The organism is Streptomyces sp. NPDC059861, from assembly GCF_042731435.1.
GTDB lineage: Bacteria > Actinomycetota > Actinomycetes > Streptomycetales > Streptomycetaceae > Streptomyces.
On sequence record NZ_JBHWJQ010000012.1, the window covers coordinates 47,270 to 60,610 of the forward strand.

The 13,341-nt window shown below is 72.8% G+C and carries 11 protein-coding genes and 1 pseudogene; 4 read left to right on the top strand and 8 right to left on the bottom strand.

Annotation, left to right across the window (positions count from 1 at the left end; genetic code table 11):
- Positions 1-10: 10 nt before the first annotated feature.
- From ACFV6X_RS13295 to ACFV6X_RS13305, 3 genes are read left to right on the top strand one after another with little or no spacing between them, the layout of a single operon-like run.
- Complete coding sequence (locus tag ACFV6X_RS13295) at positions 11-1,297, top strand: hypothetical protein (RefSeq protein WP_385381954.1); 1,287 nt, start codon at positions 11-13, stop codon at positions 1,295-1,297.
- Positions 1,294-2,868 (top strand): substrate-binding domain-containing protein, encoded by a 1,575-nt coding sequence (locus tag ACFV6X_RS13300; protein ID WP_385381957.1) that lies wholly within the window; start codon positions 1,294-1,296, stop codon positions 2,866-2,868. Before ACFV6X_RS13295 ends, ACFV6X_RS13300 begins: the two co-directional genes overlap by 4 nt.
- Positions 2,855-3,607, top strand: a complete 753-nt coding sequence (locus ACFV6X_RS13305) for a hypothetical protein (protein WP_385381960.1) — start codon at positions 2,855-2,857, stop codon at positions 3,605-3,607. Before ACFV6X_RS13300 ends, ACFV6X_RS13305 begins: the two co-directional genes overlap by 14 nt.
- Positions 3,608-3,611: 4 nt before the next feature.
- Here the strand turns inward: ACFV6X_RS13305 and ACFV6X_RS13310 are convergent, their stop codons facing one another.
- The 7 genes from ACFV6X_RS13310 to ACFV6X_RS13340 form a co-directional block, all read right to left on the bottom strand.
- Positions 3,612-4,622, bottom strand: coding sequence for an LLM class F420-dependent oxidoreductase (locus ACFV6X_RS13310; protein WP_385381963.1), 1,011 nt, complete (start codon positions 4,620-4,622; stop codon positions 3,612-3,614).
- A 96-nt stretch (positions 4,623-4,718) separates the two neighbouring features.
- Positions 4,719-5,531: a hypothetical protein gene (locus ACFV6X_RS13315; protein WP_385381966.1), complete on the bottom strand. Its 813-nt coding sequence runs from the start codon at positions 5,529-5,531 to the stop codon at positions 4,719-4,721.
- Positions 5,532-5,690: 159 nt separating this feature from the next.
- Entirely contained in the window at positions 5,691-6,644 is a 954-nt protein-coding gene (locus ACFV6X_RS13320) for an N-acetylmuramoyl-L-alanine amidase (protein WP_385381968.1), read from the bottom strand.
- A gap of 68 nt (positions 6,645-6,712) precedes the next feature.
- Positions 6,713-7,363, bottom strand: coding sequence for a class I SAM-dependent methyltransferase (locus ACFV6X_RS13325; protein ID WP_385381971.1), 651 nt, complete (start codon positions 7,361-7,363; stop codon positions 6,713-6,715).
- A 100-nt stretch (positions 7,364-7,463) separates the two neighbouring features.
- The gene (locus tag ACFV6X_RS13330) at positions 7,464-9,203 is read right to left on the bottom strand and encodes an MFS transporter (protein WP_385381974.1); all 1,740 of its coding nucleotides are present in this window, start codon (positions 9,201-9,203) and stop codon (positions 7,464-7,466) included.
- Positions 9,204-9,356: 153 nt separating this feature from the next.
- On the bottom strand, positions 9,357-10,520 hold the full coding sequence (locus ACFV6X_RS13335; protein WP_385381977.1) for a GDSL-type esterase/lipase family protein: 1,164 nt from the start codon (positions 10,518-10,520) through the stop codon (positions 9,357-9,359).
- A gap of 52 nt (positions 10,521-10,572) precedes the next feature.
- The gene (locus ACFV6X_RS13340) at positions 10,573-11,142 is read right to left on the bottom strand and encodes a TetR/AcrR family transcriptional regulator (protein WP_385381980.1); all 570 of its coding nucleotides are present in this window, start codon (positions 11,140-11,142) and stop codon (positions 10,573-10,575) included.
- Positions 11,143-11,315: 173 nt separating this feature from the next.
- On the opposite strand from ACFV6X_RS13340, the gene ACFV6X_RS13345 reads away from it, so the two are divergent.
- A complete protein-coding gene (locus tag ACFV6X_RS13345; RefSeq protein WP_385381983.1) occupies positions 11,316-12,764 on the top strand; it encodes an MFS transporter in 1,449 nt (482 codons plus the stop codon).
- Positions 12,765-12,874: 110 nt separating this feature from the next.
- Here ACFV6X_RS13345 and ACFV6X_RS13350 read toward each other — a convergent pair.
- Positions 12,875-13,321 (bottom strand): annotated as a pseudogene (locus tag ACFV6X_RS13350) (response regulator); the annotation flags it as partial.
- Between the last annotated feature and the right edge of the window lie 20 nt (positions 13,322-13,341).

A 13,341-nucleotide genomic window follows, 5' to 3' on the forward strand; every position in this document is an offset into this window, starting at 1 on the left:
AGGAGGGCCGTTGTCCGCGACCGTGGAACCCAGACTGACCATCCGCAGAACCACACACCGCCGCGTCCCGCGCCTCGTCGTCGCCGCGCTGCCGCTCGCCCTCGCCGGACTGCTGTCCCTGCTGGTCTCCGGCAACACCCTGAGGCCGTTCGAACGCATCACGGTCATCGACTCCCGGATGGCGTCCAAGTCCGACTACTTCAAGGACCCCGAGGTGCAGCGGCTGTTGCTCAAGCACGGCATCCGCGTGGACATCCGCCGCCTCGGCTCCCGCGGCATCGCCACCCGCTCGCTGAAGGGCCTGGACGTCGTCTTCCCGTCCGGCCAGCCCGCGGCGAAACTGATCCTGGACCGGCCGGACGACACCGGTCGGACCGTGCGCCCCTTCGTCTCCCCGCTGACCCTCGGCAGTTTCCGCGACTACGCGCAGGCCCTGGTGAAGGCCGGCGTGGCCACCCCGCAGCGCCCCACGAGCGGGTCGGAGACCCTCTACTACGACCTCGACATGGCCAAGTTCATGACCCTGCTCAACGGCGTGGACGACCGCGACGACCCCGAGGACGGTCCTAGGGACGGCGAGGGCAAGGAGGCCGACACCTGGGACGGCATCGGCTACGACGACGTGGCCGCCGGCGACCGCAACAGCGGCAGCGTCCTGGTGCGCACCTCCAACGTCTGCGAGTCCAACTCGGCCGGCACCTACCTGAGCATGCTCGCCTTCGTCGCGGGCGGCGAGAAGACGCCCGGCTCCAGCCACCCCAACGACCCCCGGCGTGCCCGGGCGGAGGTGGACCGGATCGCCGCCGAGATCAAGCCGCTCGTCACCCTCCAGGGCATGTGGGCCGACGAGCAGGCCGACAGCTACTTCTCCGCCCTCGGCGAGTCCCTGGCGCCCATCGCCCTGATCTACGAGCACCAGTTCCTGGCCCACCAGATAGCCCACGAGGCCAAGGAGGGCACGCAGGACACCAGCCGCGTCCTGCTCTACCCCAAGCCCTACGCCCTCACCGAGCCGCAGCTCATCTCCCTGAGCCCGCAGGGCGACCGCCTCGTGGAGCTGATCGAGGAGGACGGGGAACTGCGCCGGCGCGCCCTGGAACTGGGCTTCCGGATCCGCTTCTCCGGCGAGGACGGCGCCAGCCGGCAGCTCGACGACTACCTGCGGGACCACGGCATCCAGGTCCCGGTCCCGAACCCCGACCGGACGAAGGCGCTCGAACCCGGTCTGCAGGTCCTGGACGACATCATCGACTACGTCGGCGACTGCCCGCCGCCCGACCTGGACGACGCTTCATGACCCGCCTGCGACGCGCCCTGACCGCCTCGCTCGCCCTGGCCCTGCTCGCCGGCCTCACCTCCTGCACGCGGGACGAGGAACCGGTCACGCTGCGCGTCCTCGCCAGCCCCGAACTCGCCGACCTCGCCCCGCTCCTGGACGACCTGGAGCAGGACACGGGCGTCGAGCTGGAGATGGACTACGAGGCGGGCGCCGACCTCGAAGGGCAGTACCCCGGCGGCACGGCGTACGACCTGGCGTGGCTCGCCTCCGACCGCTCCTTCCAGCTCCGCGTGCAGGACTCCGAGGGCCGCCTGAGCCGGCCCGAGTCCACCCCGATCATGCGCTCGCCCGTCGTCGTCGGCCTCGAACCCGAGGTCGCCGACAAGCTGCGCGAGGCCGCCCCCGAGGGCCGGATCTCCTGGGCGGACGTGGCCGACGCGGCCGCCGAGGGCACCGTACGGTTCGCGATGGCCGACCCACGGCACAGCGACACCGGCCGCGCCGCCCTCGTGGGGGTCGCCACCGCCGCCGCCGGCACCGGACGCGCGCTGCGTGCGGAGGACGTCTCCTGCGACCGGCTGCGCGGCTTCCGCTCCGGCCAGACCCTCACCGCGCCCGGCTCCCGGGCCCTGATCGACGCCTATCTGAGCAAGCCGGGCGAGACCAACGCGCTCATCGCGCACGAGGCGGAACTGCTCGCCCTGAACGCCGGGGACCGGCGGGCCGAGCCCCTGCGGATCGTGCACCCCGCCGACGGCATGGTGCTCTCCGACTTCCCGCTGCTGCTGCTGGACCAGGAACAGCGGGAGGCGTACGGCAGGGTGGTGGACTGGCTGCTGAGCGCCGGCACCCAGCGCGAGCTGATGGAGCGGACCTTCCGGCGCCCGGTCAACCCGGACGTCGAGCCCTCCGAGCCGCTGCGCACGGACGTCGGCAACGCGCTCTCGTTCCCCGACAGCCTCTCCATCGTCCAGCAGCTGGTCACCGACTACGGCGACCCCCGCAGCCGCACCGCCGACCAGGTCGTCTTCGTCCTCGACTTCTCCACCTCGATGCGCGGCGAGCGGATGGCCGGTCTGCGCGCCGCCTTCGCCGGGCTGAGCGGTGCCGACGACACCTCCACCGGCAAGTTCGCCCGCTTCTACTTGGGCGAGCGGCTCACCGTCGTCCGGTTCGGCGGCCGGGTGCTGGAGGAGACCACGGTGACCGTGCGCGGCGACGCCGACCTGCGCACCCTGAACCAGCTGGTCGCCGACGGCGGCTACGACGACGCCACCGCCGTATGGACCGCCCTCGACCGGGGCTACCGCATCGCCACGGCCGCCGTCCGCGACGGACCCGCGCGTCCCGTCGCCATCGTGCTGATGACCGACGGCGAGAACAACGCGGGCATCGGCTACGAGGAGTTCCTGCGCCGCCACGGGGCCCTCGGGGCCGACGCGCGGGCGGTGCCCACCTTCCCCGTCCTTTTCGGAGAGGCCGACGCGGCCGCCCTGAAGCGCGCCGCCAGGGCTACCGGCGGCCGCATGGTCGACGCGGGCCTCTCCTCCCTCTCCGACGCGTTCAAGGAGATCCGTGGGTGTCATTGATGCTCAGTGGTGGGGCCTGTGGTGGCCGTGGCTGCTCGTCTGGGCCGGCACGGCGCTCTGTGCCGCCCTGGTGCTCGGATACGGCCTGCAGCGGCTGCGCGGCCGGCGAAAGGCCGGCGGGACGCATCTCGACATGTGTTTCTACCTCCACAAGCAGCGGGTCATGGACATCTACGAGGTCGGTGGTTTCGCGCAGTCCCTGAGCCAGGAGGTCGCCCACCGGCTCCAGGTCCAGGACAACTTCGGGCTGTGGGGCAGGCTCTTCTTCTGGCTGGGCAGGGCGGAACGGGGCGTCACCCGGGAGCAGGTCACCACCTACCTCCGCGAGGCCAACCCCATGAACGTCATCGGCGTGGTCATGGACGCCATGCGCAAGGAGGACCGCGTGGTGGACGCCGACCTGATCGAGGGCGACCTCGTCCTCAACCGGGCCAGCGCCGACCGGCTGAGCCGCCGCTATCCCGACGGGGACATCCCCCTCAGCGCGCTGGGTCTGGCCTACGTCTCCGTCACCGGCGGCTTCACCGCGAAGCGGGAGGAGAACGGCGTCCGCCTGAGCGCCCCCTACGGCAGCGGCGCGCAGGTGGAGATCATGTGCTTCGAGGCGCAGGGGCGGGGCGACTTCCACGAGGAGCACTACTACACGGGCAGGTTCACGGCCCGATGCCTCGGCAAGGTGCTGGCCTGGGACGAGGAGCAGCGCAGGCTGACGCTCGACCCGGTCGCCATCTTCCGCTGAGCCGTCAGGAGTTCAGCTCGGCCAGCACCCGCAGGGTGTGCGGGTCCGGGGCCAGCACCAGCAGGTCGGTCACCGGGCCCTTGCGCCACAACTCCAGCCGCTGCGCGACGCGTTCCCGGGGGCCGACGAGCGAGATCTCGTCCGCGAACGCGTCGGGCACGGCCCGCACGGCCTCCTCGCGCCGCCCGGCGAGGAACAGCTCCTGGACCCGCCGGGCCTCCTCCCCGTACCCCATGCGCGCCATCAGCTCGGCGTGGAAGTTGCGCCGCGCGTGGCCCATCCCGCCGATGTAGAAGCCGAGCATGGTCTTGACCGGCAACAGCCCCTCCGCGACGTCCTGGCAGACCCGCGCCTGGGCCAGCGGCGCCACGAGGAAGCCCTCGGGGGCGCCGGCCAGGGACGACTCGTACACCTCGGTGCGCAGCGGTGACCAGTACAGGGGCAGCCAGCCGTCGGCGATCCGGGTGGTCTGCGCGATGTTCTTGGGGCCCTCCGCGCCCAGCAGGACGGGCAGATCGGGGCGCAGGGGGTGTGTGATGGGCCTCAGTGCCTTGCCGAGGCCGGTGCCGTCCGGGCCCCGGTACGGGTGGGCGTGGAACCGCCCGTCCAGTTCGACCGGCGCCCGGCGCGCGAACACCTGCCGTACCACGTCGACGTACTCCCGGGTCGCGGTCAGCGGCGAGGACGGGAACGGCCGCCCGTACCAGCCCTCCACCACCTGCGGCCCCGACAGCCCCAGGCCCAGCATCATCCGGCCGCCGGAGAGATGGTCGAGGGTGAGGGCGTGCATGGCGGTGGTCGTCGGCGGGCGGGCGGCCATCTGGGCAACGGCGGTGCCGAGCCTGATGGTCGAGGTGTGAGCGGCGAGCCAGGTCAGCGGGGTGAAGGCGTCCGAGCCCCAGGACTCGGCCGTCCACACGGAGTCGTACCCGAGCCGCTCGGCCTCCCGGGCCAGCGTGAGGTGGTCGGGGGAGGGGCCGCGGCCCCAGTAGCCGAGCGCGAGACCGAGCCGCATACCGCCTCCTGACGCAGGGTCAGCTGTCCGAGGGGCGACTGTACGACAACGGCCCCCCGCCCGGAAGGGCGAGGGGCCGCGCGTACGGCGGGCGGATCAGCCGCGCTGGATGCCGCTGGTGTCCTGGAGGACACCGCGACGGCCGTCCTGCGTCTGCGCGACCAGCGCCTGACCGCGCTGCTCGACGGCCAGGTACCAGGTACCCGGGGCGAGTTCGGCGATCGGGGACGGCGAGCCGTCCTCCCCGAACAGCGGACGCGGCACCGGCACCGCGAACCAGAACGGGGAGAATTCCCCGCCGGACGCGGGCGGTTGCTGCGGCTGGCCGTAGGGCTGAGCGGGCTGCCCCGGCTGCGGCTGACCGTACCCGGCGGGCTGCTGGGCACCCGGGTAGCCGTAACCACCCTGCGGCGGACCGCCGTAGGGCTGGGGGGCGGCCGGGCGGGGGGCCGGGAGGAGGGCGCCCTTGAGGGCGGGGACCAGCGGGGTGGCGACGGCCGCGGCAGCCATGATCAGCGTGGCGACGAGGGCGAGGATCAAGCCCGTGCCGGCGTCGGGGCCGTCGGAGGAGTCTCCGCCGAAGTTGTTGGCGGCGCTCGCCGGGTCGAAGACGTTGCCGAGCGCGCTCCACGCGGCGAACACCGTGAAGGCGACGCCGAACTGGCCGAGGTCGAGCCCCGCGACCTTGGGGGCCTGCGGCAGCCCGTGGCCGACGACCACGAGCGCGGCGCCGATGAGACCAGCCAGCACGACGCCCATCAGCACCGGGCCGCTGCCCCACAGGCTGGGCATGTCCAGGCCGTCCGGGGCGCCGTCGGACGAGTAGAAGCCGAGGAACGACGCGATGAAGAGCAACACCGCTGCTCCGATCACCACGCCGTCGCCTCGAGTGAGGGAGCGGATATTCACTTCAGGTCCTTCGCAGGTCGTCTCGTCGTCGGTAGAGGCGTCGCTGTCACCGAGTTGCCCGAAGGCCCAGGGTGTCAAGCGCGGGGGTGGCCCCTCATCGTAGAGACGACACTATCGTCCGTACGAACGACCTGTCCGCCGGGATGATCGCACCTGTCACTACCCGCGCAGGAAACTCACGATTCCCTCAGAGATCCCTTGCGCCGCCTTCTGCCGCCAGGCTCCGCTGATCAGCAGTGCCGCGTCCTTGCTATCGCGCATGTTGCCGCACTCGATGAACACCTTCGGAACCGTTGACAGATTGAGACCGCCCAGGTCCTGACGCGTGACGAGACCGGTGCCGCTCCCGACGTAGTTGGAGGGCGCGCTGCCGGTGGCGCGGACGAAACTTCCCGCGATGCGCGCGCCGAGTTCACGCGACGGCGCGACGATCGGCCGGGTGTCGGCGGCCCCCGCGTGCACGGACGCGGGGAGGATGACATGGAACCCGCGGTTCCCGGTCCCGGACCCGTCCGCGTGGAGGGAGACGACCGCGTCGGCCTTCTCCTCGTTGCCGATCCGCGCCCGTTCGTCGATGCACGGCCCGTACTCGCGGTCGCCGTTCTGCGTCAGCCGCACCGTGGCGCCCTGCTCCTGAAGGGCCGCGCGCAGCCGGCGGGCGACGTCGAGGGTGAACTCGGCCTCCGTGTAACCCGCGTTGGTCGCCGTGCCGGTCGTGTCGCATTCCTTCTGGGTCGTCCCGATGTCGACCTTGCGGTTGATCTCGGCCGTGTGCTGGAAGTTGTGCGGGTTGTGACCGGGGTCGATGACGACGACCTTGCCCTGCAGCGCGCCCGCGCGTGAGGGCGCGGGGGCGGGCTTCCCGTCGGGCGAGCGGCCCTCGCCCGACGGGGCGGCGGACGAGGCGGACGCCGACGAGGGGAACGACCGGGCCGTGGAGGGCGCCTCGGCCTCCGTGCGCCCCGCTCCCGAACCGCCGGTGTCACCCACCGCCTCGTACACCCCCCACCCGAGGAGTGCGCCGGGCACCAGGGCCGCGACGGCGACGGTCATCGCCCGGCGGCGAGAGCGGCGGGGCGTGGACGAATCGAACTCCGGACCTGTGTACGACACGCTTGCCACCCTAGCGGCCGGGACGCCACCGCCCCTGTTTGTGTACGTCCCTCCGGGTGGCGGCCGGATCAGATCCCGGCGCTGGTGCGCCGCAGCACCCGCAGCGAGTCCGTCGCCGAGACCTCCGTGAAGGCGCCCGAGGCGAGGGCGCGAAGGTAGATCCGGTACGGGGCCTGGCCGGTGAACTCGTCGGCGGGGTCGGGGAAGACGTCGTGGATGACGAGCAGGCCGCCGTCCGCGACGTGCGGCGCCCAGCCCTCGTAGTCGGCGGTGGCGTGCTCGTCGGTGTGGCCGCCGTCGACGAAGACCAGACCGAGGGGCGTCCGCCAGATCCTCGCCACCTGGGGAGAGCGGCCCACCAGTGCCACCACGTGCTCCTCCAGGCCGGCCCGGTGCAGGGCGCGGCGGAAGGTGGGCAGGGTGTCCATCAGGCCGAGCTCGGGGTCGACGGTCTCGGGGTCGTGGTAGTCCCAGCCCGGCTGCTGCTCCTCGCTGCCGCGGTGGTGGTCGACCGTGAGCGCGGTGACGCCGGCCGCGCGGGCGGCGTCACCGAGCAGGATCGTCGAGCGGCCGCAGTAGGTGCCGACCTCCAGCAGCGGCAGCCCGAGCCGCCCGGCCTCGACGGCCGCCGCGTACAGGGCCAGGCCCTCACCCGCGGGCATGAATCCCTTCGCCGCCTCGAACGCGGCCAGGATCTCGGGCGGGGGTGCCGCGGTCATCGCAGGAGCCTTCCGGTCGTACGTGTGTCTGGGCGCCCATGCTGCCGCACCCCCGGTCGATGCGGTGACCGGGGGTGCGGGTGGGGGTGCGGGGAGAGGCTCAGGCCGTGACCGTCCTGCCGGGGAGGGCGAGGTCCAGGTCGATCGGGTCGGCGTCGCCGGAGTGGGTCGCGGCGGAGGCGAGAGGACTGTGTCCGGCCGCCTGGGCGGCGAGGACGTACGAGCCCTCGGCCGGGACCGTCAGCGCGTAGCTGCCGTCCTCGGCGGACAGGGTCGCGCCCGCGTGCCGGCCCCGCCGGTCGATCAGCGTGACCTTGGCGCGGGCGACCGGTGTGCCGTCGGCTGCCAGGACCCGGCCGCGGAAGCCGCCGAGTGCCGCGACCGCGCGCTCCAGGTTGGCGTCCTCCTCACTGCTCGCCCGCAGCTGCGGCAGGTCCGAGGGGCGGCGCCGGGGCAGGCAGAAGGCCAGGACCAGGCCGATGCCGACGGCTCCGGTCGCGATCAGGAAGGAGACCCGGAAGCCCTGCATGGTGGGGATCTCCACGCCGCCGACGGTGTTCGCGGTGTTGGCCAGCACCATGCCGATGACGGCGCTGGAGACGGACGTGCCGATGGACCGCATCAGGGTGTTGAGGCCGTTCGCCGCGCCCGTCTCCGACGCCGGGACCGCGCCGACGATCAGTGCGGGCAGCGAGGAGTAGGCGAGGCCGATGCCCGCGCCGAGGATCACCGAGGTGATGACGGTCTGCCAGGCGGCGTTCATCAGGCCGAGGCCGCCGGCGTAGCCGAGGGCGATGACCAGGAGGCCGATGATCAGCGTGGTGCGCGGGCCGTAGCGGGCGGACAAGCGGGCGTAGACCGGGGCGGTGAACATCATCGTCAGGCCCAGCGGGGCCACGCACAGACCCGCGACGACCATCGACTGGCCGAGGCCGTAGCCGGTGGCGGCGGGGAGCTGGAGGAGCTGGGGCAGGACGAGGGAGACGACGAAGAACGAGACCCCGACCATGATCGACGCGAGGTTGGTGAGCAGCACCTCGCGGCGGACGGTGGTGCGCAGGTCCACCAGCGGCGAGGAGACGCGCAGCTCCAGCAGGCCCCACAGGAGCAGGACGCCGGCGGCGGCACCGAACAGGCCGAGCGTGGTGGCCGACGACCAGCCCCAGTCGCTGCCCTTGGTGATCGGGAGCAGGAACAGCACCAGCCCGAGGGACAGCCCGAGCGCGCCCAGCACGTCGAAGCCGCCCCGCGCGCGGACCGGGGACTCCGGTACGGCGACGAAGGTGAGGGCGATGGCGACGACGCCGAGGCCCGCGGCGCCGTAGAAGAGGACGTGCCAGTCGGTGTTCTGGGCGACCAGGGCCGCGGCGGGCAGGGCGAGGCCGCCGCCGACGCCTATCGAGGAACTCATCAGCGCCATGGCCGAGCCGAGCCGCTCGCGCGACAGCATGTCGCGCATCAGCCCGATGCCGAGCGGGATCGCGCCCATCGCGAAGCCCTGGAGCGTACGGCCGACGATCATCGGGAGCAGGGTGCTGCTGAGCGCGCTGAGCAGCGCGCCGAATACCATCACGGTGAGGCTCAGCACGAGCAGGCGCCGCTTGCCGTACAGGTCGCCGAGGCGGCCCATGATCGGGGTGGCCACGGCGCCCGAGAGGAGAGTCGACGTCAGGACCCAGGTGGCGTTGCTGGGCGAGGTGTCCAGCAGTTGCGGCAGGTCCTTGATGACCGGGACGAGCAGGGTCTGCATCACCGCGACCACGATGCCCGCGAAGGCGAGCACGGGGACGACGGCTCCGCCCGCTCCGGCGGTGGGCCGGCCGGTCGTCGTGAGCGTCATGGGGTGGGGCCTCCGGCCGGAAGAAGATCGTCGGTACGTTCATGGTGAACCCCGTGCCCTCGGGCAACTATTCCGGTGCTTCGGGACACTAACGAATCCTTGACCGACTCATGGGGAACTGATCTTTCGTCAGTCCGCCCGGAGGCCGTCACGTCACGCGAAGGGCCCGTCCGCGCCGAAGGCGAACGCGGCGAAACGCTCGCCGATACGGCGGTGGGTGGCGGCGTCGGGGTGCAGGTCGTCCGGGAGGGGGAGCTCGGCGTGGTCGGCCTCGCCGTAGAGCTCACGACCGTCGAGGTGGTGGAGGTGGGGGTCGTCGGCCGCGCGCTGCTGGACGATTCGTGACAGTTCGGTACGGATGACGTTCAGGGTGAGCTTGCCGGCAGCTGTCTCCGACGGGTCGCCCGCCGCCCGGAACCGGAGCCGGCCCGCGCCCAGCTCGCTGAAGTCGAAGAGGCAGGGGCCGGGGGTGTCCTCGTGCATGGGGCACAGGAGGGGGGAGACGACGAGGAGCGGCGTGGTGGGGTGCCCCTCGCGGATCGTGTCCAGGAAGCCGTGCACGGCGGGCGTGAAGGCGCGCAGCCGCATCACGTCGAGGTTGACCAGATTGATCCCGATCTTGACGCTGATCAGGTCTGCGGGGGTGTCCCGCAGGGCGCGCGCGGTGAACGGGTCCAGCACGGCGTTGCCGCTCAGGCCGAGGTTGATCAGCTCTGCACCGCCGAGGGAGGCGGCGAGCGCGGGCCAGGTGGTGGTGGGGCTCGCGGCGTCGGAGCCGTGGCTGATCGAGCTGCCGTGGTGCAGCCAGACCGGGCGGCCGGGGTCGGGGGCGGGCTCGACGGGGGCGTCGGTGCGCAGGGCGACGAGTTCGGTGATCTCGTTGTGCGGCAGCCAGATCTCGACGGTCTTGTCGTGGCCGGGCAGACCGCTGAAGCGGACGGTGCCGGGCTCCCCGGAGCGCGGTGCGGTGGCGCCCGTCGTCATGTCCGTCGTGACGATGTTGCCGCCGGGCGCGGTGGCCTGGCCGGTCAGCCGGCCGTCGACCAGGAGGTCGTACACGCCGTCCGGGCGCGGTGGGGTGCCGGTGTAGGCCCGCTTGGTGGGGAGCGTGTCCAGTTCGATCGCGGTGGCGCGGGTGCGCAGGGCCAGGCGTACGCCGGAGGGCTGGGACTCGGCCATCTCCAGCTGTGCGTCGGTGTTCTGGGCGCGGGCGGCGGCGGGCAGCCGGTGCGGGAGCAGGCCGTTCGGGGTGTGCTCGACGTCGAGGGCGCCGCGGAGGTGGGCGGGGGTGAGGGGAGTCGTGATCCAGGAGTGCATGGCCTCTGCCTGTGTCGTCTCTCGGGGCTTGCGGGGGGTCGCGGTCGCGGGGTCAGGTCGCCGGCCAGTCGCGCAGCAGGGTGTCCAGGGCGTCGAGGATGCGGTTCCAGGACTCCTCGGAGTCGGGGGCGCTGTGGCTGAAGCCGCCCGCCAGCTCCAGGCTGACGTAACCGTGGAAGACGCTGCCGAGCAGGCGGACCGCGTGGGTCTGGTCGGGTTCCGTGAGGTCGTAGCCGCGCAGGATGGCGCGCGTCATGGTGGCGTGCCGGACGCCCGCGCTCGCGGCTGCCGTCTCGGGGTCGAGCCTGAGCTGGGCGGCGGCGTAGCGGCCGGGATGCTCACGGGCGTAGTCGCGGTAGACGCCCGCGAAGGCGGTGAGGGCGTCCTTGCCGGCCCGCCCGGCCAGGGCGTCGGCGGCGCGGTCGGCCATCTCCTCCAGTGCGAGCAGGGCGATCCTGGTCCTGAGGTCCTCGGAGTTGCGCACATGCGAGTACAGGCTCGCGACCTTGACGTCGAAGCGGCGGGCGAGCGCGGACACGGTCACCTCGTCGAAGCCGACCTCGTCGGCCAGCTCGGCGCCGGCCTGCGTGAGGCGTGCGGTGGTCAGTCCCGCGCGTGCCATGGGCTTCCTCCCTGTTTACCGAAAGCTATTCTGCACGAGCCTAAACACTTTAGGCAAACACGGATGGCGCGTAGGTCATGAGGCCGATGCCGGAGGGTCGGGTGCCCTACGCCGCAGGGCGGAGAAACCGTGGGCCGAATTTCCGATGCGTCGCCGGTGCGACGGTTGAGAGCATGGCACCCATGCTCCGAGCCGCAGCGGACCCCCGCATATCCCGTCCCACCGGCGTCCCAGCCTGGCTGGTGGTCGCGCTCGCCTGTTCCGGGCAGTTCCTCGTCGTCCTCGATGTGTCCGTCGTGAACGTGGCGCTGCCCTCGATGCGCGCCGATCTGGGGCTGAGCGGCTCCGGGCTCCAGTGGGTGGTGAACGCGTACGCGATCGCCTTCGCCGGGTTCATGCTGCTCGGTGGGCGGGCCGGGGACCTGTACGGGCGCAAGCGGATGTTCCTCGTCGGGCTCGCGCTGTTCACCCTGGCCTCGCTGGGCGGCGGGCTGGCCCGGGAAGGGTGGGAGCTGCTGGCCGCGCGGGCGGTGCAGGGGCTGGGCGCGGCCGTGCTGGCGCCCTCGACGCTGACCATCCTCACGTCCGCCGTGCCGGAGGGCGCGGCCCGGGCACGGGCGATCGCGACCTGGACGGCGGTCGGCGCGGGCGGTGGCGCCGCGGGCGGGCTGGTCGGCGGGCTGCTGGTCGACGGGCTGTCGTGGCGGTGGGTGCTGCTGATCAACGTGCCGGTCGGGGTGGTCGTCCTGCTCGGCGCGCTCTGGGGGCTGCCGGAGAGCCGGGCCGGTCAGCGGCGGCGGCTGGACCTGCCGGGCGCGGTACTGGTGACCGCGGGGCTGGGGACGCTGGCGTTCGGGATCTCGCAGACCGAGGCCGAGGGGTGGACGGCGGCGGCGACGCTGGTGCCGCTGGTCGCCGGGCTGGCGCTGATCGGGCTGTTCCTGCTCGTCGAGGCGCGTACGGCGGCTCCGCTGATGCCGCTGCGCCTGTTCCGGCTGCGGTCCGTGGCGTCGGCGAACGTGGCGATGCTGCTGAGCGGCTCGGCGATGTTCTGCATGTGGTTCTTCATGACGCTGTACGCGCAGAACGTGCTCGGCTACACGCCGCTGGAGGCCGGACTCGCCCTGGTGCCCAGCTCGCTGGCCGTGGTGGTCGGCTCCAAGCTCGCGCCCCGGCTGATGCGGGGCGCGGGGGCGCGGAACGTGGCCGTGCTCGGGTCCGTGGTGGCCGCGGTGGGCTTCGGCTGGCAGTCGACGATCACCGCGGAGGGCGGGTATCTGACGGCGATCATGTTCCCGGGAATCCTGATGATGCTGGGCGCCGGACTGGCGGCGACACCGCTGGCCGCACTGGCCACGTCGGGGGCGGACCCGGGGGAGGCGGGAGTGGTCTCCGGCCTGGTCAACACCTCCCGCACGATGGGCGGTTCGCTGGGACTGGCAGTGATGTCGACGCTGGCGGCGGCCCGCACCGAGGGCAGCTCGCCCCTGGGGCCGGACACCGCGGGACCCGCGGCACTGGTGGAGGGCTACGCGCTGGCCTTCCGGGCGAGCGCGGGGGTGCTGGTGGTGGGGGCGGCGCTGATGGCGGTCTGGCTGCCGCGGAAGGTGGGGGTGCGGTGAGGGCGTGCGGCTGCGGTGGAAGGGCTCGGGTGCGGTGAGGGCCGGACACCCGGGGGCGTTGGTGTCGTAGCAGGCGGCCTCGGCGCCGCCACGGCCCCTCAGGTGACGGGCGGGCTCGGTTCCGTCGGGGTGTTCGCGCCGGCCAGGGCCGGGTCGATCACCGTCTCGCCGGTGAGGGCGCGGCGGATCGCCGTGACCAAATCCTCCAGGGGGCCGTCCTTGACCAGGAGGCCGGCGGCTCCCGATGCCAGGGTGCGTTCCAGCACGCCGGGACGGGCGTAGGTGGTCAGGAGGAGCACGCGGCAGTCCGGTACCTGCCGGCGCAGGGCGGTGGCGGCGTCCGGGCCGCTGGTGCCGGGGAGTTCCACGTCGAGCAGGGCGACATCGGGGCGGTGCACCAGGGCCGCGTCCATCAGGGCGGCCCCGGTCGGCACCTGGGCGACCACCTGGATGTCGTTCACCAGGCCGAGGAGCGCGGCGAGACCCCCGCCGCTCATCGCCTCGTCCCCGGCGAGCAGCACCCTGACGGACTTGGCGGGCCGGTGGTCACGGGGCATCTCGTTCACGGACTCAGCGT